Annotated in this window: 29 protein-coding genes; 3 read left to right on the top strand and 26 right to left on the bottom strand. The window is 62.5% G+C overall.

The annotated features are described in order from the left end of the window. The 18 genes from ACH0CP_RS17435 to ACH0CP_RS17350 form a co-directional block, all read right to left on the bottom strand. Positions 1 to 282, bottom strand: coding sequence for a VirB3 family type IV secretion system protein (locus ACH0CP_RS17435; RefSeq protein WP_009450537.1), 282 nt, complete (start codon positions 280 to 282; stop codon positions 1 to 3). Beyond that, the gene (locus ACH0CP_RS17430) at positions 282 to 614 is read right to left on the bottom strand and encodes a TrbC/VirB2 family protein (protein WP_024899162.1); all 333 of its coding nucleotides are present in this window, start codon (positions 612 to 614) and stop codon (positions 282 to 284) included. The genes ACH0CP_RS17435 and ACH0CP_RS17430 overlap by 1 nt, the downstream gene beginning before the upstream one ends. Beyond that, positions 611 to 1603, bottom strand: a complete 993-nt coding sequence (trbB, locus tag ACH0CP_RS17425) for a P-type conjugative transfer ATPase TrbB (RefSeq protein WP_024899161.1) — start codon at positions 1601 to 1603, stop codon at positions 611 to 613. Before trbB ends, ACH0CP_RS17430 begins: the two co-directional genes overlap by 4 nt. Positions 1604 to 1749: 146 nt before the next feature. Beyond that, positions 1750 to 2211 carry a CopG family transcriptional regulator gene (locus ACH0CP_RS17420; protein ID WP_009450541.1) on the bottom strand — a complete coding sequence of 154 codons (462 nt, stop codon included), beginning with the start codon at positions 2209 to 2211 and terminating at the stop codon, positions 1750 to 1752. A gap of 14 nt (positions 2212 to 2225) precedes the next feature. Further along, complete coding sequence (locus ACH0CP_RS17415; protein WP_024899160.1) at positions 2226 to 4214, bottom strand: conjugal transfer protein TraG; 1989 nt, start codon at positions 4212 to 4214, stop codon at positions 2226 to 2228. A 175-nt stretch (positions 4215 to 4389) separates the two neighbouring features. Beyond that, the gene (locus ACH0CP_RS17410; RefSeq protein WP_406889885.1) at positions 4390 to 6471 is read right to left on the bottom strand and encodes a relaxase/mobilization nuclease domain-containing protein; all 2082 of its coding nucleotides are present in this window, start codon (positions 6469 to 6471) and stop codon (positions 4390 to 4392) included. A gap of 313 nt (positions 6472 to 6784) precedes the next feature. Further along, the gene (locus ACH0CP_RS17405; protein ID WP_406889887.1) at positions 6785 to 7495 is read right to left on the bottom strand and encodes a lytic transglycosylase domain-containing protein; all 711 of its coding nucleotides are present in this window, start codon (positions 7493 to 7495) and stop codon (positions 6785 to 6787) included. A 4-nt stretch (positions 7496 to 7499) separates the two neighbouring features. After that, positions 7500 to 7835, bottom strand: a complete 336-nt coding sequence (locus ACH0CP_RS17400; protein ID WP_010336155.1) for a DUF736 domain-containing protein — start codon at positions 7833 to 7835, stop codon at positions 7500 to 7502. 35 nt (positions 7836 to 7870) lie between these two features. Next, entirely contained in the window at positions 7871 to 8416 is a 546-nt protein-coding gene (locus tag ACH0CP_RS17395) for a S26 family signal peptidase (protein WP_015740155.1), read from the bottom strand. Beyond that, complete coding sequence (locus tag ACH0CP_RS17390; protein WP_277919232.1) at positions 8413 to 8931, bottom strand: DUF2840 domain-containing protein; 519 nt, start codon at positions 8929 to 8931, stop codon at positions 8413 to 8415. The genes ACH0CP_RS17395 and ACH0CP_RS17390 overlap by 4 nt, the downstream gene beginning before the upstream one ends. Continuing rightward, positions 8928 to 9182, bottom strand: a complete 255-nt coding sequence (locus ACH0CP_RS17385; RefSeq protein WP_015740153.1) for a hypothetical protein — start codon at positions 9180 to 9182, stop codon at positions 8928 to 8930. Before ACH0CP_RS17385 ends, ACH0CP_RS17390 begins: the two co-directional genes overlap by 4 nt. After that, positions 9179 to 9832 carry a ParA family partition ATPase gene (parA, locus tag ACH0CP_RS17380; protein WP_066700619.1) on the bottom strand — a complete coding sequence of 218 codons (654 nt, stop codon included), beginning with the start codon at positions 9830 to 9832 and terminating at the stop codon, positions 9179 to 9181. The genes ACH0CP_RS17385 and parA overlap by 4 nt, the downstream gene beginning before the upstream one ends. Then, entirely contained in the window at positions 9829 to 10974 is a 1146-nt protein-coding gene (locus ACH0CP_RS17375) for a replication initiator protein A (protein ID WP_277919233.1), read from the bottom strand. Before ACH0CP_RS17375 ends, parA begins: the two co-directional genes overlap by 4 nt. A 19-nt stretch (positions 10975 to 10993) precedes the next feature. Then, positions 10994 to 11275 (bottom strand): AlpA family transcriptional regulator, encoded by a 282-nt coding sequence (locus tag ACH0CP_RS17370; protein ID WP_010336149.1) that lies wholly within the window; start codon positions 11273 to 11275, stop codon positions 10994 to 10996. A 136-nt stretch (positions 11276 to 11411) separates the two neighbouring features. Continuing rightward, the gene (locus ACH0CP_RS17365) at positions 11412 to 11909 is read right to left on the bottom strand and encodes a DUF2285 domain-containing protein (RefSeq protein WP_244430476.1); all 498 of its coding nucleotides are present in this window, start codon (positions 11907 to 11909) and stop codon (positions 11412 to 11414) included. Further along, a complete protein-coding gene (locus ACH0CP_RS17360; RefSeq protein WP_406889892.1) occupies positions 11845 to 12177 on the bottom strand; it encodes a transcriptional regulator domain-containing protein in 333 nt (110 codons plus the stop codon). Before ACH0CP_RS17360 ends, ACH0CP_RS17365 begins: the two co-directional genes overlap by 65 nt. A 128-nt stretch (positions 12178 to 12305) precedes the next feature. Beyond that, positions 12306 to 12581 carry a DNA -binding domain-containing protein gene (locus ACH0CP_RS17355; protein WP_406889909.1) on the bottom strand — a complete coding sequence of 92 codons (276 nt, stop codon included), beginning with the start codon at positions 12579 to 12581 and terminating at the stop codon, positions 12306 to 12308. Between the two features lie 60 nt (positions 12582 to 12641). Beyond that, positions 12642 to 12908 carry a helix-turn-helix transcriptional regulator gene (locus ACH0CP_RS17350; protein WP_024899154.1) on the bottom strand — a complete coding sequence of 89 codons (267 nt, stop codon included), beginning with the start codon at positions 12906 to 12908 and terminating at the stop codon, positions 12642 to 12644. Between the two features lie 329 nt (positions 12909 to 13237). Between ACH0CP_RS17350 and ACH0CP_RS17345 the strand changes: the two genes are divergently transcribed. Next, positions 13238 to 13558 carry a helix-turn-helix domain-containing protein gene (locus ACH0CP_RS17345; protein WP_015740146.1) on the top strand — a complete coding sequence of 107 codons (321 nt, stop codon included), beginning with the start codon at positions 13238 to 13240 and terminating at the stop codon, positions 13556 to 13558. Further along, positions 13536 to 14777, top strand: a complete 1242-nt coding sequence (locus ACH0CP_RS17340) for a type II toxin-antitoxin system HipA family toxin (RefSeq protein WP_024899153.1) — start codon at positions 13536 to 13538, stop codon at positions 14775 to 14777. Before ACH0CP_RS17345 ends, ACH0CP_RS17340 begins: the two co-directional genes overlap by 23 nt. Positions 14778 to 14872: 95 nt before the next feature. On the opposite strand, the gene ACH0CP_RS17335 is transcribed toward ACH0CP_RS17340, so the two are convergent. Both ACH0CP_RS17335 and ACH0CP_RS17330 read right to left on the bottom strand, forming a co-directional pair. Then, entirely contained in the window at positions 14873 to 15199 is a 327-nt protein-coding gene (locus ACH0CP_RS17335) for a DUF736 domain-containing protein (RefSeq protein WP_024899152.1), read from the bottom strand. A gap of 567 nt (positions 15200 to 15766) precedes the next feature. Beyond that, on the bottom strand, positions 15767 to 16207 hold the full coding sequence (locus tag ACH0CP_RS17330; protein ID WP_024899151.1) for a hypothetical protein: 441 nt from the start codon (positions 16205 to 16207) through the stop codon (positions 15767 to 15769). Positions 16208 to 16436: 229 nt separating this feature from the next. Between ACH0CP_RS17330 and ACH0CP_RS17325 the strand changes: the two genes are divergently transcribed. Beyond that, positions 16437 to 16937 carry a hypothetical protein gene (locus ACH0CP_RS17325; RefSeq protein WP_024899150.1) on the top strand — a complete coding sequence of 167 codons (501 nt, stop codon included), beginning with the start codon at positions 16437 to 16439 and terminating at the stop codon, positions 16935 to 16937. Between the two features lie 23 nt (positions 16938 to 16960). On the opposite strand, the gene ACH0CP_RS17320 is transcribed toward ACH0CP_RS17325, so the two are convergent. From ACH0CP_RS17320 to ACH0CP_RS17295, 6 genes are all read right to left on the bottom strand, one after another. After that, positions 16961 to 17887: a DUF2493 domain-containing protein gene (locus ACH0CP_RS17320; protein WP_406889896.1), complete on the bottom strand. Its 927-nt coding sequence runs from the start codon at positions 17885 to 17887 to the stop codon at positions 16961 to 16963. A gap of 305 nt (positions 17888 to 18192) precedes the next feature. Continuing rightward, complete coding sequence (locus ACH0CP_RS17315; RefSeq protein ID WP_237831600.1) at positions 18193 to 19230, bottom strand: toprim domain-containing protein; 1038 nt, start codon at positions 19228 to 19230, stop codon at positions 18193 to 18195. Continuing rightward, a complete protein-coding gene (locus ACH0CP_RS17310; protein ID WP_406889898.1) occupies positions 19230 to 23552 on the bottom strand; it encodes a strawberry notch-like NTP hydrolase domain-containing protein in 4323 nt (1440 codons plus the stop codon). The genes ACH0CP_RS17315 and ACH0CP_RS17310 overlap by 1 nt, the downstream gene beginning before the upstream one ends. A gap of 159 nt (positions 23553 to 23711) precedes the next feature. Continuing rightward, a complete protein-coding gene (locus tag ACH0CP_RS17305) occupies positions 23712 to 24356 on the bottom strand; it encodes an antitoxin of toxin-antitoxin stability system (protein ID WP_237831499.1) in 645 nt (214 codons plus the stop codon). Further along, positions 24349 to 24765, bottom strand: coding sequence for a hypothetical protein (locus tag ACH0CP_RS17300; RefSeq protein ID WP_237831498.1), 417 nt, complete (start codon positions 24763 to 24765; stop codon positions 24349 to 24351). Before ACH0CP_RS17300 ends, ACH0CP_RS17305 begins: the two co-directional genes overlap by 8 nt. A gap of 65 nt (positions 24766 to 24830) precedes the next feature. Beyond that, complete coding sequence (locus tag ACH0CP_RS17295; protein WP_406889900.1) at positions 24831 to 25379, bottom strand: hypothetical protein; 549 nt, start codon at positions 25377 to 25379, stop codon at positions 24831 to 24833. Positions 25380 to 25402: the final 23 nt, after the last annotated feature.

The raw sequence follows: 25402 nt of genomic DNA, 5'->3' as shown, positions 1-25402 counted from the left end.
TCACACCGACAGATGACCGGGTATGCGCAGATGCCTACGGCCCACCTCGACAAAAAGCGGATCGCGTTTGGCAGCCCATACCGCGAGGAAATGACCGACCGCCCAGATGGCGATGCCAACCAGCCAGAGACGAAGGCCGAGGCCGACGGCGCCGGCCAGCGTGCCGTTGACGATGGCAATCGAACGCGGTGCGCCGCCGAGCAGGATATGCTCGGTCAGCGCCCGGTGAACCGGGATGGAGAAGCCCGGCACCGCATCGAGCTGTTCAAACCCGCCCGCCATCAGATGAGCGCCCCGCCGCCGAACGAGAAGAACGACAGGAAGAAGCTCGACGCGGCGAAGGCGATGGACAGGCCGAAGACGATCTGGATCAGGCGGCGGAAGCCGCCGGAGGTATCGCCGAAGGCCAGCGCCAGGCCGGTGGCGATGATGACGATGACGGCGATGATCTTGGCGACAGGACCCTCGATCGACTGGAGAATTGATTGAAGCGGGGCTTCCCAGGGCATCGACGAGCCGGAGGCGTGCGCGGCGGGTGCCAGCATCAGGTTGATGGAAACAGTGGCAGCGGCGGTTGCCATGATGCGGCAGCCGCGTGAAATCGTGCGGATCATGAAGGGTTTCCTTTCGGGGTGGTTGCCAAAGTGATGGGATGCGTGATGGCGTAATCGCCGTCCGGCCCCAGCCCATCGACGCGGGCGAGTTCAACCAGCCGGCGGGAAGAGCCGCGTCCAGCAAGAACGGCGACGAGGTCGATTGTCTCGGCAATCAGGGCGCGCGGGACGGTGATGACGGCTTCCTGGATGAGCTGTTCGAGGCGTCGCAGCGCGCCAATGCCGGAACCGGCATGGATGGTGCCGATCCCGCCCGGATGGCCGGTGCCCCAGGCTTTAAGGAGGTCGAGAGCTTCGGACCCGCGCACCTCGCCGACCGGGATGCGATCCGGGCGCAGGCGCAGCGACGAACGCACCAGGTCGGAGAGGGTCGCCACGCCATCCTTGGTGCGCATCGCGACCAGATTGGGCGCGGCGCATTGCAGTTCGCGCGTGTCTTCAATGATCACGACGCGGTCCGAAGTCTTGGCGACTTCTGCCAGCAGCGCGTTGGTCAGCGTGGTTTTTCCGGTCGAGGTGCCGCCCGCGACAAGGATATTGGCGCGCGTAGCGACGTTCAGGCGCAGCACCTCGGCCTGAGCACTGGTCATGATCCCAGCGTTTACATAGTCGTCGAGCGTGAACACCGCGACGGCAGGCTTGCGGATGGCAAAGGTCGGCGCCGTGACGACAGGCGGCAGCAACCCTTCGAAGCGCTCTCCGGTCTCGGGCAGTTCAGCCGAAACACGCGGATTGCGGGCATGAACCTCGGCGCCGACATGATGGGCGACCAGCCTGACGATCCGCTCGCCATCGGCAGCCGACAGCCTCTCCCCCGTATCGGCCAGCCCTTCGGAGAGCCGATCCACCCAGATGCGGCCATCGGGATTCAGCATCACCTCGACCACAGCTGGATCTTCCAGAAACCGGGCAATCGATGCACCGAGCGCGGTGCGCAGCATCCGCGCACCACGCGCAATCGTCTCGGGTTTCTGATGTGATGCGGTCATGGCGGCCCCATTCATGGCGGGACGCGCAAAAGACGGACCCCGGATTGGGGTCGATTAAAAGAACCTGATTTAGGGCCGTTTCAACAGATGTTTACGCGTGTGCGGGCATCGGCGGCGCAGGGCGGTAAATAGGATGGATCGAAAGTTCAGAGCTGGTTTCCATCCGCTTCGGACTGGCCTTGTGACGAAAGATCGTGAAGCGAATCCATATCCCGCGACAACTCTTTCAGGAACCTGTCGCCGGAAGCCAGGCGCTTGCCCAACGTCTGCATGAAGCCTTCGAAGCGCTCGTTGCCCTTGATGCGCGCCGATTGTTTCGCGCTATCTGACAGCGGCGGCGTCATGGTGAGCCAGAATTGTACGAACAGCGAAAGCGTCTCGCCGAGGATGGCGACATCTTCGTCCAGCATATCGAACTGGCGGCCAAGCTTATCCAGGCGTCGCGACATTGCGGCTTCCAGCCGTTCGGTCGTGTCACCGGACAGGAAGGATGCTACCGCAGCCTCGATCACTGCGGATTTTGAAACATTGCGACGCAGCGCCAGACCCTCGACCTGCTTCAGCAGATCCGGGGAGAAGTAGACATTCATGCGGGTGCGACTCGTCATGCCTGTCTTCCTTCTCAAAGCTCGATGCCGTCATTTGGGTCGAGTGACGCCTGCCGCGCGACCATGCGCATCCGCTGACGCATGGCACGGGCTTTGGCGGCATCGACGTCGGGCTCATCATCGAGAAAATCGAACTCCTGCGATGGCGGCGGTGGCGGCGGGATGATTTCCTCATGCTCGGGAAGCTCCGGCTCACGACGGATACCGGCATTGGCAGGATCGTCGTCGGACGTGTTCGACGTGGGGCCGTGGCCGGCCGCGGCCGCAACAACACGGCTCGTCCAGTCGTCTGGCGCCGATGTTGCCATCTTCACCGACGGCTTGCGCAGATCGGGCGGCGGCAGCACCCGTTCCTGAAGCCGCGCATCGGCATAGTAGCGCGCCTTGGCGGCGCGGATGGGCGGCACACCCGCTACCATGACGATCTCGTCGGTTGGCGGAAGCTGCATGATCTCGCCCGGTGTCAGGAGCGGCCGCGCTGTTTCCTGCCGCGAAACCATGAGATGCCCGAGCCAGGGCGCGAGGCGATGACCGGCATAGTTGGTGGAATCGCGCATTTCTGTCGCCGTGCCGAGCGCGTCGCTAATCCGCTTGGCGGTGCGTTCATCGTTGGCAGCAAAGGCGACACGCACATGGCAGTTGTCGAGAATGGCGTTGTTCTGCCCATAGGCGCGCTCGATCTGGTTGAGCGACTGCGCGATCAGGAACGCTTTGAGGCCGTAGCCGGCCATGAAGGCGAGCGCCGATTCAAAGAAATCAAGCCGCCCGAGCGCGGGGAACTCGTCCAGCATCAACAGGAGACGATGGCGTTTTCCGGTGGTTTCCAGTTCCTCGGTCAGCCGCCGCCCGACCTGATTGAGGATCAGACGGATCAGCGGCTTGGTCCGGTTGATGTCCGAGGGCGGTACGACGAGGTAGAGGCTGACCGGTTCTTTTGCTCCGACCAGATCAGCAATGCGCCAGTCGCAGCGGGCCGTCACGCGGGCCACGACCGGATCTCGGTAGAGACCGAGAAAGGACATCGCCGTGGACAGCACGCCGGAGCGTTCGTTCTCGGACTTGTTAAGCAGTTCGCGTGCCGATGAGGCGATGACGGGATGCACACCGGCTTCGCCCAGATGCGGCGTGTCCATCATGGCGCGCAAGGTCGCCTCGACCGGACGGCGCGGATCGGACAGAAAGCTCGCGACCCCCGCCAGCGTCTTGTCCTTCTCGGCATAGAGAACATGCAGGATGGCGCCGACCAGTAGCGAATGGCTGGTCTTTTCCCAATGGTTGCGCTTGTCGAGACTGCCCTCGGGATCGACCAGAATATCCGCGATGTTCTGGACATCGCGGACTTCCCACTCCCCCTGACGGACTTCCAGCAGCGGGTTGTAAGCTGCGGAATGCACATTGGTCGGATCGAACAGCAGGACGCGGCCGTGATGGGACCGGAAGCCGGCCGTCAGATTCCAGTTCTCACCCTTGATGTCGTGCACGATGCAACTTCCCGGCCAGGTCAGCAGCGTCGGCACAACGAGACCGACGCCTTTGCCTGATCGGGTGGGCGCGAAACAAAGGACATGCTCGGGGCCGTCGTGCCGGAGATAGTCCTTGCTATGCCTGCCAAGGACCACGCCATCGGGACCGAGCAGTCCGGCAGCATGGATTTCCTTGTCCTCGGCCCATCGCGCAGAACCGTAGGTGGCGACGTTGCGCGCCTCGCGCGCCCGGATGATCGACATGAAAAAAGCGGCGGCGATAGCGAACAACGCCCCGGACGTGGCGATGAACGCGCCTTCGGTGAAAATACCGGGCGCATAGGCGTCATAGGAAAACCACCACCAGAAGAAGGCCGGAGGATAATAGACCGGCCATCCCGCAACATCGAACCATGGATTGCCGAGCTGGGGCTGAAAGCCAAGGCGGAAGGCCACCCATTGTGTCGAAGTCCAGACCATCACCAGGACAATGGTGAATACGACAATGATCTGGCCCCAGAGTATTCGGCCACCACGCATACAGGCTCCAATCGGCAAGAGAGTCGGAGCCGATCAAAGAATAGACGTTTTCGAAAGCGGCAACAGGAAAAGCAGGGGTGCCGTGTTGCCGGATACTATCGGCGGCACATCGGACAGGCCCTTTCAGATGCCGATGTCGACAGAACAATTTGCGAGGTGCCAGATCGGCAAAGGCTCAAATCCCGAGTCCTCGTGTTCGCCCCATTTGCCACGATACCGATCCACCCTGCACGATGCCCGCAACCTCGCGGCCGAGCTGGCGGTCGATCACTGGCCGCCATGGGACAAGAGTGAACTCGTGGCTCTTTTCGACAATGGCGAACTTGCCGCTCGATAGATGTGCGGTCCCGGTGAACTTGCCGCTGATATTTTCGCCATCGGCAGCCGCCCGGAACGGCAACGCCTTGCTCTCAGCCATCTCTGCACCGACGCGGGCCACTTCCCGTTCCCGCAGATTGGCGAGCAGGTTGCGCCGATAGAGAATGCGTCCATTCTGCTGCCGCGTGGCATCGCCCTGTGCGATATGATGCTCGCGGCGCTGGTCCATCGCCTCTCGTACCTGTTCCCCGAACCCTGCCGGGGTAATATCCGAGGCGTCCGACGTAACCAGTCGCCGGTCCAGCCAGGTCGCACCATCGGCGCCGATCTGCTTTTCCAGGTCGAAGGTCGAGACGACACGGATGCTGGCCTGCCGGTTGCGACCGGCATCATAGGCAGTGGCGCGGCTTTCGAAGTCTTCCGGGATGCGATACCGGTCGGCGTCGATCCGCTCGGCAATCCCGGCCCGGCGCAACGCCTCCAGCCGCCGGACATGGGCATCGACATAACCCTCGTAATCCCCGCCCGGCACACGCCCCTCGAACTTCGCCTGTTCGAGGTGGCGGCTCGGGCGATAAATGCCATTCTCCGAGATCGCAGCGATGGTGCGATCGGATGGGCGCTGTGCTGTATCGGCGGGACCGACCTCGATGATGCTGCCAATCCGGGCGTCTTCGACGCGGGCCGGATCAATGCCGGGAAGATGGTGTGTTCGCCCGTCGATGCCGTCGACCACGAGGGTCAGGTTCTCGCCCATCTCGTCGGTGAGATATTTGTCCACGACGCGGCCGGTGATGGGCGCCGCGGGTGCGGCATGGTGAAGCTGGAAGGTCATCGGATCACGTTCCTGCCCATCGGCCTTCAGCGCCTTGTGCATGTTGCGGATGATGTCACCGCGCTCACCGAGTTCACGCAGCGCCGGTTCCATCTTCGCGCCAAGCTCCCAGACGCCGGGTGCATGTTCCGTAGCCAGCCCCATCTTTTCCAGCTTGGCGAGACGGCGCAGGCGAAGTGTGCGGTTGAACTGGCGGCGTGCATCTGCCGGTTCGTGGCGCAGATCGAGGAACCTTTCGTCGGCTTCCTCGGTCATGGCGCGGTCGATTCGCGTGAAGCGGTCCTGATCGATTTCGGCAGACAGCTTGCGGCTCTGCTCGATCTCGGTCACGGGGCCGAGTTCCAGCGTGGTCAGTTCGCTCGCCCGCTCACGAATGCCATTGGCGAGATAGTCGCCATTGATGACCAGGTTCTCGCCCAGATCGTCCTTGCCCCGAACGATGACATGGACATGGGGATGGCCGGTATTGTGGTGATTGACAGCCACCCAATCGAGTTTCGTGCCAAGGTCGGCCTCGATGCGGCTCATCAGATCGCGGGTGTGTTCGGTGAGGTCGGAAAGATCGGCGGCATCTTCGGGCGAGACGATGAAGCGGAACTGGTGGCGGTCATCCTTGCCGCGTTCAAGGAACGCATCACCATCGGCGCGGTCCTCGGTGGCGGAATAAAGCTGACCACGCTCGCCATCACGTGAGGTTCCGTCGCGCTGGATGTAGCGCAGATGGGCAGCCCCTTTTCCATTCTTTCCCGCGCTCTGGACATAACGGGTTTTGACGACGACGCGGCGCACGCCGGCCGCACTGTGCCGCCAACCGCCCGACAGGGTTCGGGCGCGGACATAGGCCGCGCCACGGCCACGCTTGACGCCCGGACCTTTGCCAGCGCGCGATGCCTTCCCGCTCTTTCCGGCCGAACCCGATGAGGACGACGAGGACGACGAGGACGTCCGTGATGCGAATGACGATGATCTGCTAGGGCTGTTGCTAAGCTGACGCGCCAGCTTCTTCGCCTGCGTCAGAAAGCTCTTCGCCTTGCCTGCCTTCGGCACGTCCGACCTGATGCGGCCTGGCTTCGGGCGAAAGCGATTCTCGTCGTCGGCGCTCATGAGCCCATTCCCTGCCGTTTAGACACGGAAACGGCAGATATTAGGCTATAGTGCCGGTCAAAATCCAACAAAGCCAAGGCTTTGCGCCATATCGCGGCACGCGAGACCCAAAAGCAGGGTGCCGTGCGCCGCGCCCCAAAACAGTGTGCAGACAAGGGCTTGCCCAGAAACCGCCCCGACAGGGTGCCGGTTTCCTTTATCTTGCCCTCCGCCTTTCCTTCCCTTTTTGCCCTTCCTGCCGGGAATGCTGCCAGGCGCACCCAAGCCTGACTGCACACCGGAAATGGACCGAACGAGCGCGTAAACGCCATGCTCATGGCTTGTCGCCATCGCTCGCAAGGGCCACGAATATGCCGCTGTCCTGCGGCTCCTGAACGGCGGGATCGCGCAGAGAAGCGGTTGCGTGGATGTCGCTCGATGGCTGATTAACCGCCGCTGAAATGCCGCCGGATTGCGCAACGAAGAGCGGGGCTTCGCGCCAATCCGGTGGCGGCGGCGGCACGATGGTCGGCACATCAGGCGCAGTCGCCCTGCCGAGAACAGGTGCGAGCGTGGCGACATAGGCGCGTGTTTCTGCGGGCAAAGTGCGACCTGTCGCCAGATGCTCGTCATAGCGACCGGGACCGGCATTGTAGGCGGCAAGCATGGCCGCGACATTGCCATAGCGGTCCCACATCTCCCGCAGATACGCCGTACCTGCGAGGATGTTGTCACGCGGATCGTAAGGATCGCGCCCGAGGCCATGGCGGCTGCGCAGGCCCGCCCAGGTATCGGGCATGACCTGCATCAGTCCCATCGCGCCCGCCGATGAAATGGCGCGCACATCGCCCGCGCTTTCCACACCCAGCACGGCCCGAATCCAGTGCTCTGGAATGCTGAAACGCCGTGACGCCTCTGCAATGAAAGCAGCATGGGGATGCGCGGTAACAGGCGCGGGTTGCGGCGTGACCTGCGCCATGGCCGGCATCGAGCCGCTGCCAGCCGACAGAAGGGCCGTGAAGAGAAGAAGGGCGCGGGATCGCATGATCTCAGTCCCGATCTTCGCGGGGCCGCGGGCGGCTCCAGTGCAGCGACCATGACGAGCCTGCATCGTCGTCGCGAAACAGATTGGCGCGGATCGGCTGCGGTAGGGCGGGATCGTCGAGCAGCACCGAGAGATATTCGCCAGCCTTTTCGCCGGTGCGTTTCCATGCAGCACCGACCTCCGGCCCGTCATGTTCAATGAAATGGACGCGATAGTCCGGCGCATTCTCCGCATCGGAATGTTCGGCGGGCACGATAACGAGATCGCGCTTCATGGTGAGCGTGACGAGCTGACCGGCGAAGCCGGATGCGTCACGCGCAAATTGACCGATCTGTGGCATGGTATGTCTCCTGTGTTTGTGGATTTGGCGTGGGTTCAATGCGTGGCCGCCCGCCATTCGTAGCGGCCATCGCCTTCCTCATCGGTCCAGAGCGGGAGCGCTCGCCCGATGACGGAACTGGCGAGAACAGGTCCGAAGTAACGGCCGTCGAGGCTGTCCCGGATGTCCCAATTCATGAGGAAGAGTTCGCCGTCGCGGATGATGCGGCAGCCCTGCCAGACCGGCAGATCGCGGCCCATGCGGTCGCGCTCCAGTGCGGCGCCCATCTCGACGTTATCGACGGTGATCGTCGCACCGCTGCGGCAGACGCGCTGTCCCGGCAAGCCGAGGACGCGTTTCAACAGCGGCACGCCCCGCCCGATATAGCCGCGCTCGACCATGAACTGCTCCAGCGGTTCGGGCGGCGCGATGACGACGAGTTCTGGAATTTCGAGCGTATCGGCGGGAGCAACCGTGTAGAAGCCGATGGGCGCGCTGGCAGTCGCGTTCCAGATCAGCCGGGTTGGCAGATCGGCAACCGCTGTGGCGACAAGCGTGCCGACGGCCAGCATGGACACGGCGAGGATATGACGGCGGCTCATGTCCAGATCCTCCGGCGGTTGAGCCACGCGGCATGGCGTTCCGGGGTGTAGGGGTTGGGTTCCTGACCGGCACTCAAGCGGTTGTGGACGTGCCGCCAATGGTCCGGCGCAACATCCGCCGGATCGATGCAAAGCGCGTCCACGGCATCAATCAGGGCCAGCACCCGCTGGACTTGTCGCCAGCCATCAATACGCAGCAGGATCTCGCAGCCAGGACGAACGAAGGGCACGGTCTGGTACGGTTCGCCGCGACCAACGGCGCGCAGGATGTCGAGCCGCGAGACGATGGTGCCGTAATCGTTGGAGGCCCAGCGGACGAAGGCAAAGATGCTTTCGGGCGCAAAACCGATCAGACTGCAGCGGCGGTCGATGATCTGCTCAAAGCTCTTGTGACCGAACCTGATCCAGCGCTCGACCTTCTTCTTCTGGAAGGTCAGTTCGACCAATGTGGTGAACGGAGCTGGTCCGCCCGGCCGCGGATGTTCATGCACTGCACACGCGGTCTTGCCGGTCATGGCTGATCTCCTTCGGTGGGTGGAAACTCGCGGACCAGCAGCTCGCGCAACATCACGGCGACCGTGACGCCGCGCCGGAAGGCAGCGACCTTGATGCGCCCGCGTAGCTCGGGCGTGATGTCGATGGTCAGGCGGGCGGTAAACGCCTCGGCAGCCATCTTTCCTGTTACCGGTGTATCGGCAGCCCTGACCCAGCTATCGGGATTGCCCGGACGCGATGCGAAGCCGGATTTGGCGGGTGGACGTGTCATCGCACAATCCTCCCGAGCCCGAGGCTATCGATCTCGGCCACCAGCGCTGTGACCTCCAGTGCAGCCCGTTCGCCGCCATCGGTCTCTGAGACCAGTCGCCCGGTTTGTGCGGCTTCAGCGAAGGCGACGCGCTGGCCGATGGTCGTGGCCAGCAAGGGTGGATCGTGGTCCGCTAGTGTTTGGGCCGTTTCGCGGGCGATGATGGTGCGCGCACCGCATCGGTTCAGCAGAAAACGGGCGGCAAGCTCGGGACGATAGATGCGTGCTTCGCTCAGAAGCGCCAGCATCTCGGCCGAGGCCCAGCCGTCGAAGGGCGATGGCTGCACCGGGATCAGCGCCAGATCGGCTGCAAGCAGCGCAGAGCGCATCAGACCAGCGACACGGGGCGGACCATCAATGACGACATGATCCGCGTCACGCGCCAGTTCCGGCGCCTCCCTGTGCAGGGTATCGCGGGTAAGTCCGATGACGGTGAACAGCCTTGGCAGCCCTTCATCGCTGCGCCGCTCCGACCAGTCGAGTGCGGAGCCTTGCGGGTCGGCATCGATCAGGATGACGCGCTTGCCTTCCGCGGCCCAGGCTCCGGCGAGATGCAGCGCCAGCGTCGTCTTGCCCACGCCGCCTTTCTGATTGAGGAGCGCGACAATCATCGCCGTCCTCCCGGTTTGCCGAGAGGAAGTTCAGGCGTGCTTGTTGACGCGGGCGATCCTTGCTTTGGGGGTGTCAGCTTGCCTTTATGGGCACCCGATCTGAGGGCCGCACCAGCCTTCGCGATGAGCTTTTCCACATCGCGCTGCCGCTCTTCAAAGTTAGATTCTGTGTTAGACTCTAAGTTAAGGGCGCGATTTTCGCTTTTGTTACCGAAGGATAGGAGGTGTTTGGGTTCCCGATAGCACGAGCCTCCGGTTCCTGATGGCACGATAGTCCGGGTTCCCGATAGCACGAGACTATCCACAGGTTTTCCACAGGCCGGGACAGGCTCGAAAGCGAGCAGCATCCGGCCGCCGGTCTCGACCTCGGCGAACAGGGTGTAGCCGGGCAGTGGCTGGCGGCGGATAATGTCGCGCAGCTCGAAGGCAAAGCGCTTGAATGGCGAGAGACTTCCCGATTTCTGGTGAAGGTGATGGAAATCGAAACGCCAGCCGTTTTTCTGCCGGCCACCATGTTTGCGCACCAGGCGATAGAGCCAGCGTTCTAGCCCACCGGTCAGATTGAAATAGGCCCGGTCGATGGTGAGGATCAGGGCGTCATCCAGAACCGCGCTGTAGAACCAGTCAGGCACGATCATCTCGATGCCGTCCGGACGGCCATTGGCATCGGTTCGTTCATGCCATTCGTTGATCCACGAGAAGCGATGGCGCCGTCCGTTGGTGCGCTGGCGGATCGACGTTGCAACTGTGGTTGATTGCAGGCGGTCCAGTGCCGCTTTCAGGCGCTGATAGTCCCGCAGGGAGGTTCCTCGCCCCGTGAACGTCAGGATCTCGTAGGGCGTTGCCGCCATCAGCCGCGACGTGCGCAGACCTGCGTCCCGTGCCTCAACAATCTGACTGGCGGCCCAGATCAGAATATCGGCGTCCCAGATCGTCGCCATCCCGTGATCGGGCACGGCTTCCACACGGATGGAGACGTTGCCCAAGGCAAAATCGATGGGGCGGACGCGGTGCGATTTGGAAAGGGAGAAGAAGGGATAGGCCATGAGGTCCTGCGCGTCTCGTGGCGCGAATTCACCGGGTAGCGCCCGAAACAGATCGAGTTGCCCGCGTTCCAAAGAGGGTCGGTGCCGAGCTGCCATAGAGGGCTGACCGCCGTGTTCAGCGCGTAATGCGCTTGGGCGAGGTGAATGCGGTCGGCGGCAGAGGTTTCGCCGGGAGAACCTGTCCGCGTGGGTCCGACGTGGAGGTAACCGATCCGCGTGCAACCCAGGCTGCGAGATCCTCGACCGAATAGACAACGCGGCCGCCGAGCTTGTGATAGGCAGGTCCCGTTCCGTAGGTTCTGTGCTTTTCCAGCGTGCGCGCGGACAGGCTGAGGAAATCGGCAGCTTCCTTGGTGCGCAGGTAGCGTGGCGGCAAGGCGGCGAGATCAGGTCGCATGGGGTGGCCTCCGTGGTTGTGCAGGATGCCGCTGACGATCAACGGCATGACATGCGCACGGTGGCGAAGGCGCGGCGGCAAGGGGGATGAGGAAGATCGAAGGGGTAGAATCCTCACCCTCGATCAGACGTCAGTGTCAGGGTTTGCGACGATGGCGCAAAAGGTCCTGATAACCGCCGTCGATCAGCGCGGCGGCAGATCGGACAAGGGCGATGACAGAGGCGCGCAAAGCCGATGTCTTCCACGGCTCAGCGCGAACGCGCGCCTCTCCGTAGATGGCGATGGCAATCTCACGATAGGTCGCGTGGTTGGCGTTTCCGTCGGCAGCTTGCATCATCAGGCGAAACCGCCGGCGCTGATACGGCGTCATCCTGGGGTCGCGGCGCGCGGGTTTCCCGGCCAGCATGTGCCAGAGCCTGAGAATGGCTTCGAGCCGATCCGGCAGATTTTCGTCAAGTGGCAGAATGATCGCCGGCTGCGAATTGGCATCGGTGTCGGCGAGGATCAGATATTGAACGCCGTCTCTGGCGTCACAGACACCATATACCCCCTCTGGTCCGCAGATGGCATCAGCAAGATCTACCGATAAGGCGGACGGAGAAGGCGGAAGAAAATCGGGCGCTGCCCCGAGCATCAGCATGTCCGGATTGGCAACAGGCGACCAGATGACCGGTTGGTCGAGCGCGGAAAAGCCGGGGTCTGCCGGGAAATCGCAACCCCCAGCGATGTTGGGCGTGATCCGCAAGGGGAAGATGCCCGGCGCCTTGCGCTACAAGGTCATCGAAACAGGCCTGATAGGACGCGTTACGGCGCAGGCATTCCCAGGCGACGCCCTCAACGGGCAGCGCATCGTAGAATTCATACTGGTCCTGGTCTCGCCAGCGGGATGTATCCGGCTTCATTGCTCCGCTCCTGGTTGAAACTGCACAGGTGGAGCGTGAAAGAATTGCGGTGCCTCTACCGAGATGGAAGCCAGAACAAGGACATAGGGTGATGCTCTGAAGGCATCACTGGTGCGACGGCGGCGAGGTCAGGTCCGATCTGTCGGATGACGCAGCAGCTGACGATAGCCGCTCTGTGTCATCCAGCGCGCCCGTCCCAGATGGCTGTCATGGACCTGCCGGGCGCGTTCAGGTTCCCGAACAGGATCAATTCCGAACAAAACATTAACGACTTCGGCCCATTCCGCCCCATCATCGGCCGCATCGAGCAGCCGCATATAGAGCTTGATATGCGCGCGGTCATATTCGGTCAGCTTGTCGCTAACAGGCGCGATGTCGTCGAAGGGGGCGACCGCGGACGTCATGTCGATGGTCGCCACAAGCCACAGGCCGCAGCAGCGGATCGATGATGGCGCCTGCGCCGATCAGACGTCGCGGATCTGTCGGTGTCTCTTCTCGTCTTGGTCATGAACCAGCAACACTCCTTGCCCGCGATCCGTGGACAGGAGAACGATCCCTGCTGCTTCAAGCGCCCGGCGCACCTGATCCCGCGTTGTCTCATACACCTCCAGCCGGTTCTCGGACTCGAGGCGCTTCAGGGCAGTTAACGATATTCGGGCCTTGTCAGCGAGCGTCTCCTGCGTCCAACCCAGTAACGCGCGCGCGGCCCGCGACTGTCGAGCGGTGATCATGCATGATCACCTCCCATCGCGACCGGCGCGCATTCCAGAACTACGGCTATTTTAGTCGTTCTTGCTCAATCCGCCACATGAAATCGCTGAGGCACACCGTGAGGCAATTTGCGCAGCACAACGTTCGATGTGCCCGATTCGCTGGCCATGGCTCGAAAGAGCAGCACTTCTGCCTTGGATTAGTTCGGCGTTGCTCCGCGATTGATTGAGCCCCAAACGATGCAGCCGACATCTGAATGATTCGTTTAGAGATCATATCCTTGACGTTCGCAATAGACCAGGATACGTATTCAGATCAAAGCGACAGAAATGATCCGTAAAGGCATCACATGAAGGCGGAAAAAGAAACACTGGGGCTGATCGGCGACCATTTTCGCCGCGCGCGTCTTGCAGCGGGGTTGACCCAGGAGCAGGTGGCCGATCTTGCGGGCATTTCGCGCCCGCGCTACCGCGACATCGAGACGGGGGCGGCGGCTGCGCGCACCACGACATTGATCAACATTGCCAGGGCGCTTGGGCTGGAAATGATGCTGGTCCCGCAGGCAATGGTGCCCGCCATCGAGGCGCTTTTGCGCCCCGAGGCCGAGGATGATCATCCGGCCTTCAGCCCGCAACCGGAGAGCGACGATGACAGCCGTCCGTACCGCTGAGACCATCACCGCGCTGGACGTGTTCCTGAACAGTGCGAAGGTTGGCACGATCGTCAGGACGCCGGGTGATTTCAACGCCTTCAGCCTTGATCCGGCCTATCGCGCGACTGGAGGCCATCCGGTTCTGAGCCTATCCCTTCGCGCGGCATCAGGGGGCTTGCGCAAGGATCCGCGACCGGTCGCAGGCAGCCTGCCGCCCTTCTTTGCCAACCTGCTGCCCGAAGACCGGCTGCGCGAGGCGATGGAAAAGCACCATGCGGGTAATGTGCGGTCGGGGAATGATTTCGATCTCCTGGCCACCCTTGGTGCGGATTTGCCGGGGGCCGTTCGGGTGCTGCCCAGTGACGGTCAACCCGGCATCGGGGCGGCGCCAACCCAAGGACGGCCCAAGGCCCGCTTCTCGCTGGCAGGCGTGCAGATGAAGCTCTCGGTGATGAAGAACACCGGCAAGGGCGGCGGGCTGACCTTGCCGCTCGGGGATGACGAGGGCCAGTATATTGCGAAATTCCCCTCGACCGCCTTTCCGGGCGTGTCGGAGAACGAGTTCGCGAACCTCGCGCTTGCCGAAGCCATCGGCATGAATGTGCCCGAGCGGGAACTGGTCAGCCGAGACCAGTTCGAGGGCATTCCCGAAGAGTTTGAAACACTTGCCGAGGGGCTGGTCTTGCTCGTGCGGCGTTTTGATCGCGGGGCAGACGGGCAGCGCATCCATATCGAGGATTTCGCGCAGGTTTTCGGCCTGTACCCGGCGCGCAAATATGATGGCGCCGCCTCCCACGACATCGCCTCTGTGCTGAATGTTGCGATCTCGCCGTTCGCCGCGCTGGAGTTTGTCCGGCGGCTGACCTTCTCGGTGGTCATGGGCAATGGCGACATGCACCTCAAGAACTGGTCGCTGATCTATCCGGGCGACGGCGACACGCCCGCTCTAGCACCGATCTACGACATGCTTTCGACCGTGCCCTATATTCCGGCAGATGGGCTGGCGCTGTCTCTGGGCGGCGAGCGGGCCTTCAAGGGCTTGGCCCCGGCCCGCTGGAAGACGTTTGCCAATCGGGCAAGGCTTCCCGAGCCAGCCGTGCTCAAGGCCGTTGTCGAGACGGTGAAACGCATTGATACGAAATGGTGGACACTGCCGGAGCGCGAAGTGGTCCCGCCGCCCGTGCTGGAACGCATCGACGCCCATGTCAAAACCATCATCCCGATCCTAAGCGCCTGATCCGTGCTAGACACGACAGGGCGCGGTGGCGTGACGACTTTCCCGCGGACATGAGAAAGGCCCCGACCTTGCGGTCGGGGCCTTTGTGCCGCGCCTTAGTCGCCGCGGCGACCGTTGGGGCGGGACCAGATGAGGGAGAAGGTTTCGCCTTCTTCGTCATCGAAGAGGTTGGCGTAGATCGGAGCGTTGAAGCTCGGATCGTCCAGCTTGAGGCCCAGATAGTCGCGGCCCTCGTTGGAGCGCTTGGACCAGGCGGCGCCGATCTCGGCGCGGCCGACCAGAACCCGGTGACTGGGAGCGTTCTCGCCGGTGGCGCGCAGGTCGGGGATGATGCGCACGCCCTTGGCCTGGACGCTGAGGGTGACGATTTCGCCGGTGAATTCGTTCGAGCCGGTCTTCTTGAATGTGCCGATGGTTGCCATTTTAAGTCTCCGTTTTCCGTTTCCGAGCCCGCACCATTGCGGCCTCGATGGCGATCGACCGGCCGGAGACGAACGCCGGCGCACCCCAAAGGGGCTGGACAGCACAGGAGAAACTTTCTTGTTCCGCGCGGAATGTCGGCTTTGCCGGCAGGGGAAGAAAGTTGTGACGACGCTGTTGCGCTAGAGCGGTCGAAGCGCATCGCGCTGGTTTTCGGCCAGATCAGGCCATTGAAGAGGCCGTTTGGAGCGGTCGAGACACGGGGGTTGAACGGGGACGGTGGCAACCTCGAGGCTCCATCAGGATGACCAGACCGGCGCACCGGCTTGTCTGGTCCCCCGCGTTTCAGGCCGTGCACATCCTTTTCTCCGGCCTGTGCTATCGGCATTGCCCCAACCGGTTTTCGGTCAGTCCTCGAATGCTGGCACTGAACGTCCTGCGCTCCTATGGGCCGTGCCTGTGCCTCACGCTGATCAGAGATTTACACGCCATCTACCCGCCCGCCTCCTGACGAAGACGGCAGATGATCCGTATCCGCTTCTGGTCCTGCCTCAACGGGTCACTCCAGTTCAGGTGCGTGCAAGGTTCCCGTCCGCAGGGCCGGTTGCCGCCATGCCTGCAACGCGCAGGAATGCTGTCACGCCCACCGCGACCGCACCGACCACCGAGAAGATGATCTGCCAGGTCTCGGACGGCATCATGTGTTTGACGATCCCGAGCGTAGCGTAAAACCCGGCCGTGCCCGCCGGGGCGACGAAGGCCAAAGCGATCAGCAGCCGTGCCCAGATCGGACGAACCAGCATGAGCAGGCCCTGACCGACCGCCAGTGTCAGACCCGCAGCGATAAGACCGATGAGGATGCCGCCAGGCCAGCCAGCGCCCGTGCCATAGGCCCATATGCCTGCGTTCAGGCCGATAAAGAACGGCAGGGCGAAGACGGCGAGATTGAACAGCAGCCAGCACATGGTACCGATGGCTGCAATGGAAACGAGGATTCCGAGAACGATCATGGTGGTGTCTCCGTGCAAAAGGTTGGACGGTTGCGCCTTCCACCACCACCATGGCGCAATCACAGCATAGCAGCATTCCTCTCACCGCGCGAGAAGCGATGGCTTTCGAGGCCAGGCCTGTCCGAAAACTCGCAGTTTGAATGAGAAAGCTTATGCGTCTGGTGGACCAGTATCTGCTGCACCTCTACGATGACCATATCGTTGGGCGGAAGGATGCGGGTTAAAGTTTATGGCAGAAGTCGATTGGTCAGATCGGGCATTTTATGATGACGGCGAATGGGTGACATGGTCAGACATTGACGAACAGCTTCGTCACAAGGAATGGGGAGCGAAGTATCCAAACGCCATCCGATCAATGATCCCGTATTTTGAGGACCTGATCTCACTCGCTGAGAGCTACCATCTGGAGACGGGCCTGCATTTATCTGTGTATGGCGACATCGGTGAGCTGTTCGGTGCCATCACCTACGGCATCAAGTTGAACAAGACCTACGCGCAAGGTTCGGACGGCAGGCTCGAAAATGATCATGTCGAGATCAAAACCATCACTCCTTTCAAGAGCAAAGACGTGGTGATGGTGGATACATCAAGGCATTTCAGCAAGCTGCTCGTGGTCAAAATTAATGCGGAATTCCAGGTCTCCGGGCGAATGGTCAGCCGCAAGCAATTGCCAAAGCGCTCAGGCCGTTATGTCCGAATTCGTTGGGACGACCTGGCGCTATTGCAGTAGTGCTTATGCTGAACAGGCAGCGCTCACGCGCTGCCGGTCCCGAAGCGATAAACCGGGATACCCATCTTGCGAGCCTTGTCGGCCAGATTGTCCTGAATGCCCGTGCCGGGGAAGATGATGACCCCGATCGGCATGATGCCGAGCATCTGGTCGTTGCGCTTGAACGGCGCCGCCTTGGCATGTTTAGCCCAGTCAGGTTTGAAGGCGACCTGCGCGACTTTGCGATTGCTGGCCCAGGTGGCCGCAATGCGTTCCGCGCCCTTGGGCGATCCACCGTGCATCAGAACCATGTCCGGGTGCTTGGCATGGACCTGATCGAGCTTGGCCCAGATCGTCCGGTGATCAGTCGTGTCTCCGCCCGAGAAGGCGATCTTTGGCCCGGCGGGCAACAGCACCTCGTTGTCGGCCCGGCGTTTGGCGGCGATGAAGTCGCGGCTGTCGATCATGGCCGAGGTCATCTGGCGATGGTTGACCCGTGAACCGGAGCGTTGCGACCAGGGCGTTCCGGTGGTGCGCAGATAGATGTCCGCGGCAGTCTCGCGGAAGATTTCCATGCTGTCACGGCGCTCGATCAGGCTTTGTCCCGCGCCGATCAGGGTTTCCAACTGGACGGATTTAACCTCGCTGCCGTCCTGTTCGCGTTGAAGGCGTTTCTGCGTCTGCTCGTTATCGTCAAGCTTGCGCTCGATCCGTTCGACAGCGCGGTGGAAGGTGTTGACGGTGGACCAGAGGATTTCGTCGAGGTCGAAATCGAGGCTGGTGTCGGCCATGGTGGAAATCAGGGCGTCGAAGATGTCGGAGACTGCCCCCTGGATGACGTGATCTTCGGGTGTGATCCGGGGATCGGCCTCGTCTTCGGAGGGGCGGTAGCCGTAGAGTTCGAGTTCTTCGATGGCATGGCCGGTCGGGGACGTGCTGTGATCGGGTTCGAAATCGTCGTGTGCGTACATGGGATGCTTCCGTCAGTTGGACCGCGACCGTCGCGGCCTTCATGGCGAGACACGCCCACGGGCACTCCGGTCTGGCAGCACGAGCCTCTGGCGAGGGCCTTGATGGCAAAGCCCGACTGATTTGTTTCGCGCTGTAAAGGCGGGCTTGCCCGCCGACGGAAATCAGTCGGGCGCCGCCATTGCCTGACCGGAGTGTTTGTGGGCCGATCGCCCTCTCGGAAGGCCAAGGCGCGGTCCTCTGCTGATGACAGGCAGCCTGCGCGCATGACCGGATCGGAACGCCCCCGATCACGGCCCCGTACCGGCTATGCTATTGAAGCCATGAAGCGGCTGACGTCCTCGGGGGCGATTTGCACCCGGATCTCTGCTCGAGCGGCATCCAGCCCATGAGTTACGAGATCTTCGTTGAAGTCCCCCATCATGGGCGAGAGCGTGATGGTCTCGATTCCGACCTCGTGCGCCCGGTCCACCAGGCTATCGCGGGCGCTGTTCCCTGCCGGATCGTTATCACGGACGATATAGAGCCTGCACAGTTGCTGCGGGAATAGAATAGCGGCGAGATGTCCGGCCGAGAGTGCGGAAACCATCGGCATGGTGGGCAGAGCCTGACGCAGTGACAGGATGGTTTCGATACCTTCCCCTGCTGCCATGACATCCTGCGCATCACCGAAACGAACCGCATGTCCGAGCAGGTCGCCCATTGCCTTCCTTGGCGGATCGACAGGTGCCTTGCCGGAACCGTCCGGGGCCAGCCAGGTGCGGTGCGCGCCGGTGATCCTGCCATCGAAGTCGGTGACGGCGGCGATCATGGCGGGCCAGGCTTGCGTCGGGGCATCGTCCTCGGGCCGCCAGTAGCAGTTGGGATGGAAACGCAGATTTGCGGTTTGGCGTAAATCCGTCATCCCGCGTCCGCGTAAATACGCTTCTGCGGTACTGCCAAGCAGCGGCTGTGTCATGCGCCAGAGTCGGCGTGCGGCCTCCGATGATCCCGATGGTGCTGGCGGGCGGAACTGACGGGATGGCGGCTGCGGTTCAGGATGCGGCAGGCTGAGGAAGCGCCGGGCTTCTTCGGCAACGTCTGTGAAATCGATCAGACCGAGCGAGTCCCGGATCACGTCTAGCAGATCGCCATATTCCCCCGTGGCCGAGTCCTGCCATTTACCGGCAATGCCTTTCACGCTGTCGTGCAACCGGACGAACATGGAGCGGCCCGCCGTGTTTCGGACATCGCCAACCTGCCAGTAATTGCCCTGTTTGCGGCCATTGGAGAGATAATGGCGGCACACCGCCTCGGCCTGTCGGCCGAGACGCTGCGCCAGTTCGGAAGCGTTGAGACGCGCCATTATACGGCCTCCCGCTCACCGATGCGCTCAACCGGGAAGCGGTCAAGCAGTTTGCCGATGATCTCCGGCCCCGTTGCATCGACGGGCACGAAGAAGCGCAGTTTCCACGAGATGATCTCACTGAAGAGGCCATAGGCTCGCAGCCGGTCACGCATCGCATCGGTAAAGCCGGTCAGTTCGATCCGGTTGGCGCCCATGACGCGGACGCGGCGCAGTTGCAGCCCTTCGGCGAGATCAAGGATCGTGCGACCTTCGATCAGCGCGGCATAGGCGGCATCCGGTGTCAGGCTGTTGGTGACGCCACTGGTCGAAGCATTGGCGGCCCAGGCCGGCGATACCCGGCGACCGATGATGCGTTCGCCCTCGTCGGTCTGGAGCCGATAGACCCGGGCGGAGTCCTGAGGCAGGCGTTTCCAGATCGGCAGAAGTAGCCCTGTCACCATATGCAGGATGCTGTCGGTGAACTCCGGCACCTGGGCCAGTTCCGCCTTCCAGGCTGTGGTGAAGGCGGCACGGTCAGCCTCGATCCAATGGGTCTCGCCCATCGCCCGCACCGGAATGTTCATCGCTTCCATCGGCCGGATCAGCCGCACGCGCCTTTCGATCTCACCATCATCCAGCATGACGCTGGTGGTCGGGACCTGAACGGCAGCGCGACCGGATCGCTCGTTGATGAGCAATCTTGCGCGGGGATCATCCAGTTCCGCCAGGGCGGCATTGAGCGTAACCGGCTGATTGCGTTTGCGCTCGGTGAGCGTCAGGAGCCGGGTTTCCGCGCCGGTGCCCGGATGGGTGTGGATGACCTGCCGGTCTGTGACGATGAAGCTTTCGGCCTTCAGCGTCTCCAGCCCCATATCATAGGTGCCGGATGCGATTGCTCCGTCGATCCGTGCCTGCAGAAGCTGCTCGAAGGCCGAGAACAGGATGCCCTGCAATTCGATGGTCAGCGCCAGCAGGCGGTTGAGGAAGGTGGTGATCGGCGGCAGTTCGTCCTTCACACCGGTGCTGTCCATCAGCTTCAGGCCGGTGGCGGATTCAAACCGTTCGAGCGAGCATCCCTCGACCTTCCCGCGCACGATCAGCAGATAGAGCTGGCGCAGCGCATCGCGGGCATAGGCGGATTCCAGATTGTCCTCGGGACGGAACAGCCCCTGACCGCCTGTCTGGCGCTGGCCGCGTGTAATCGCGCCCAGCGTGTCGAGGCGGCGGGCGATGGTCGAAAGGAAGCGCTTCTCGGCTTTGACATCCGTGGCGATGGGCCGGAAGAGCGGCGGCTGCGCCTGATTGGTGCGGTTGGTGCGGCCCAGCCCCTGAATGGCGGCATCTGCCTTCCAGCCTGGCTCCAGCAGGTAATGCACGCGCAGCCGCTGGTTTCGCGCCGAGAGTTCGGCGTGATAGCTGCGCCCCGTGCCACCGGCATCCGAGAAGACCAGAATGCGCTTCTGATCATCCATGAAGGCCGAAGTCTCGGCAAGGTTGGCAGAAGGCGCACGGTTCTCGACGGCTAGGTGGGCCGCTGCTCCAATACCCTTGCGCACGATCCGGCGTGAGCGGCCCGTGACCTCCGCCACAATATCCGTGCCGAAGCGCTGCACGATCTGGTCGAGCGCTCCGGGGACAGGCGGAAGCGAACCCAGCTGCTCCAGCATCTCGTCGCGCCGCGCCACGGCTTCACGGCATTTCACCGGCTGACCATCGCGGAAGACGGGGCGTGACGACAGGTTGCCCTCGCCATCGGTGAAGGGTTCATAGAGCTGCACCGGGAAGGAATGCTGCAAATACGAGCCGACATACTCCCTCGGCGTGACATCGACGGAAATATCGTTCCATTCCTCGGTCGGGATCTCGGACAGCCGCCGTTCCATCAGGGCTTCGCCAGTCGAGACGATCTGGATGACGGCGGCATGGCCCGCTTCCAGATCGGCCTCGATGGACCGGATCAGGGTCGGGGTTTTCATGGAGGTCAGCAGATGGCCAAAGAAGCGCTGCTTGGTGCTTTCAAAGGCCGAACGGGCGGCGGATTTGGCCTGCCGGTTCAGCGTCCCCTCGCTGCCGGTGATGTTGGCGGCTTCCATCGCCGCGTCCAGGTTTCCATGAATGACAGCGAAGGCGACAGCATATGAGTCGTAAATGTGCCGCTGTTCGTCCGTGAGCTGATGCTCGATCAGTTCATATTCGACGCCATCATAGGAGAGTGAGCGGGCGGTATAGAGGCCGAGAGATCGCAGGTCGCGGGCCAGGACCTCCATGGCCGCAACGCCACCGGATTCGATTGCCTCGACGAACTCGGCGCGGGTCTGGAACGGAAAATCCTCGCCGCCCCAGAGGCCGAGGCGCTGTGCATAGGCGAGATTGTGGACGGTGGTGGCGCCGGTTGCCGAAACATAGACCACGCGAGCATCGGGCAGCGCGTGCTGAAGGCGCAAACCCGCCCTGCCCTGCTGGCTGGCGGCGACATCACCGCGTTCACCTTTTCCGCCACCGGCATTCTGCATGGAATGGCTCTCGTCGAAGATGATGACCCCATCGAAATCGGACCCCAACCATTCGACGATCTGCTTGACGCGGGAAACCTTCTCGCCCCGGTCGTCGGAGCGTAGCGTGGCATAGGTGGTAAAAAGGATGCCTTCCGACAGCGTGATCGGCTTGCCCTGCGGAAAGCGTGACAGAGGCGTGACCAGCAGCCGTTCCATGCCGAGCGCCGACCAGTCGCGTTGCGCGTCCTCGATCAGCTTGTCGGATTTGGAGATCCAGATCGCCTTGCGCCGACCGCGAAGCCAGTTGTCGAGAATGATGGCGGCGGACTGGCGACCCTTGCCAGCGCCGGTTCCATCACCGAGCATGAAGCCCCGGCGAAAGCGGATCGATCCGGCAGCATCCTCGGGCGCGGCACTCACATTGTCGAAATGCTCGTCCACGGTCCAGGCGCCGGCGAGATGATCGGCGTGGGCTTCACCTGCATAGATCACCGTTTCAAGCTGGGCGTCCGACAGACGCGCGCAGATGTCGGGCGGCAGCATGGGCCGGTAGGACGGCTTGGGCGGTGCGACCGAGGCCATGGCGGCGGATTGCACCAGCTTGGTCGGATGCGGCTGTGCACCAGCGATACGCAGCGATTGCAGCGCATATTCCTCATAGATCGCGTCGGACAGGCGAGCGCCTTCCGGTGGCGTCCAGTCCACGGTCTCATAGGCGAGTTCGACGCCATCAGGATCATTGGCCGAAGCAGCGACAGATCGCGTAACCGCCGAGCGTGCGAGATAGCCCCGCACGGTCTTCGGCGGGGTGGCCGAAGCGGAAACCACGATCTTCGGCAATGACACTGGCAGGCGCGGCGGAACCTGTTCCTCGATCCATCTGATCAGCGTGGCAACATCAGGCGCGATCCCCGGCGAAGCCGGCAAACTGGCGGGATCGTCGGCGGGCAGTTTGTCGATCACGGTCAGCCGCGTGTCGATCGTGGTGCCGTGCTTTGCATAGACCGCGCCATCGACGGCAGCGCTGAACACCACGCGGCCACGGGCCTGCAAGCGGATGAAGGCGTCCCGCCATGCCGGAGCTTCGGGGCCAAAGCCAGCGCCGGTGATCGTCACCAACCGCCCGCCGGGAGCAAGACGGGCCAGTGCCGCGGCAACATGGCGATAGGCCGCATCCGCGACACGCCCGCTGACATTGGCCATGACCGAGAATGGCGGGTTCATCAGCACCACGGACGGGACAGCATCCGGAGCCAGATGATCATCGATCTGGGCGGCGTCGAAGCGGGTGACGGCAAAAGCCGGAAAGATCTGGGCAAGCAGATCGGCGCGGGTCTCGGCCAGTTCGTTGAGGATCAGCGAGCCACCGATGGTCTGCGCCAGGATCGCCAGAAGGCCGGTGCCCGCCGATGGTTCCAGCACCCTGTCATCGGGCGTAATCGCGGCAGCCGTCAGAGCGGTAAGGCCGAGCGGGATCGGCGTCGAAAATTGCTGGAGGTTCTGGCTTTCCTCGGAACGCCGGGTCTGCGTGGGCAACAGCGCCGCGATCTTTGCCAGCACGGAAATGCGTGCCGCCGGAGACGCGGCTTTACGGAAAAGCGCCTTTCCGTATTTGCGTAAGAAAAGGACGGTAGCGACTTCGCACGCCTCATAGGCCAGCTTCCAGTCCCAGACGCCAGTAGCGTCGGACGCGCCGAAGGCCGTTTCCATAGCACGGCGCAAGGTGGCGGCATCGATGCGTTCACCGCGTTCGAGAGACGGAAGCAAAAGATTAGCCGCAGCCAGAATCGCGGGCGCAGCCGCCAGTGGCGTGACCGGATCGGCCACGGGAAACACCATGTTCATGTCGGAAACCTCAGGAGAGCAGAAATGGAAGAGCCCGAACAGCGCTCTCTCTCGACCGCCCGGACTTAACCCCTTCCGGCCCGCCTCTGACTCTCAAAGCGCAGCATAAAAAAAGCGCCCCGACCGGACGGTGGGGCGCTTGTCAGTGTCTTCTCGGGATCATCCGAAGCGGTGACCAGCTGCGGTGAAGGTGTATTCATTGGCGGCAATGGTTTCATCGACAGCCTCGTCCGAGGACAGATAATCATACTCGCGCTCAAGCTGGCGGTAGAGCCAGCGGGCCAGATCGCGCAGCGCCTCGATGATCGTCTCCTCGGCATCGCCGGTCATGTCCTGGTATGTCGGACTATCGCGCTCGACCGAGATCGCCATGCAATATTCGTGGTAATAATGGCCGCGATGGCTGGCATCGGCGCGAAGCTGATAGAAGTTGCGGCGCTGGACCGCCTGAAGGGCATCGGCAATACGATGCAATTCGGTGTCCTGCGGTACGTGCTCCCGGATAAGGCGCGGAGCATGTTTCCGGTAGGAATACCACGATTCAAAGCAGGCACCGTCACCTTGCGACCAGAAGCCCCGGAACCAGATGCAGGGTTCCTGCCGGGTGCCGCCGCCCATCAATCGGACGGTGCGGGTCTTGAGGTTCAACCCGAGGATATCCGCGATGCGCTGGAAATCCTCATAGACGGCATCGTACCAGTCATAGTCGAAGCCGCCCTCACGATACCAGGCACGGGCCTTGTCCTTTGCCACATCAGACAATTCGTTGAGGCGATAGACGGTGGTTTCGATGACCTCAGGCATAGTGGTCTCTCCCTTCCAGAACCGAGGAAAGCCAGCCATCGGTATAGATCCAGTCCACTGTCTCGCCGGTGGCGAGATCAAGGACATGCGCCCCACCACCAAATCCGTCGATGCGCGGTTTCGAGCAGCTATTTGCGTACTGGAAACCCCACAATCCGCTCAGGCCAAATTCGGCAGCGCAGCGTTTGACGAATTGGATGACATGCTCAGGGTCACCCGTGACATCATCGCGCATCCAGAGTTGCGTACCGCCATGCTCTGGCTGGATGGAGAGCAGGAAGCCATCCGAGGGCGGATCCTCAGCGGCATTGTCATCTGCCAGAGCGTTGTAGAGATCGAGCGCGCGGGCGGCGTTTGCGGGGGTGCCTACGTCGAGCAGGCAGGAAAAGTGCGTGTAATAGTCGGCCATGACGGTCTCCGGACATGACATGGCTCGGCGTATGGCCGAGCCGAATGGGATGAAATGGGTGAAGCTCAGGCGGCCTGTGGCAGGCGGAGTAGATCGGCCGAGGTTTCGCGCCAGAAGGGATCGACCAATCGGGCCTCCAGCGCAGCGGCGCGATAACGCAGCCGTCTCGCATCACCGGGGTCCGAGGCCCGGAATGCCATACTGCGCAGGCGGCTGGCCTCGGTCACGATCCTGCGTGCCTCGGCATCGGATGCGACTGGCTGTTGCCAGAGGATAATGCCGGCGCGGATTTCACCGGCGAGGACCAGGCGCTGATCTCGGTCCTGAATGAGCATAATGCGCGGCTGAAAATATGGGAAGCTGTCCGGCCCCGTGCAAATATCACCGCGCGCCACGCGCAAGGCCGCGGCCTGGATGGCCTCTTCCGGTGACGGGTATTCCCCAAGCGGAATCGCGCGGTCGAAACTGTGCGCTTCGTCACTGCCGTCATAGCTGGCCACGCCCAGACACGAGATGCGCAGCGGCAGCTTTTGCGCCCGATACAGCGCGGGCAAAACATCGGCAGCCAGAATCTGACCGATGGAACGGAAGCTTTCGGAACGGGCAAAGGTCATCGGGATCACTCCATGACGGGCGC

Origin of the sequence: Sphingomonas sp. 179-I 2A4 NHS (assembly GCF_045369135.1) — a bacterium.
Lineage (GTDB): Bacteria > Pseudomonadota > Alphaproteobacteria > Sphingomonadales > Sphingomonadaceae > Sphingomonas.
Note: the sequence above shows the minus strand (reverse complement) of the source record. Positions and strands in the feature narration are given on the sequence as shown.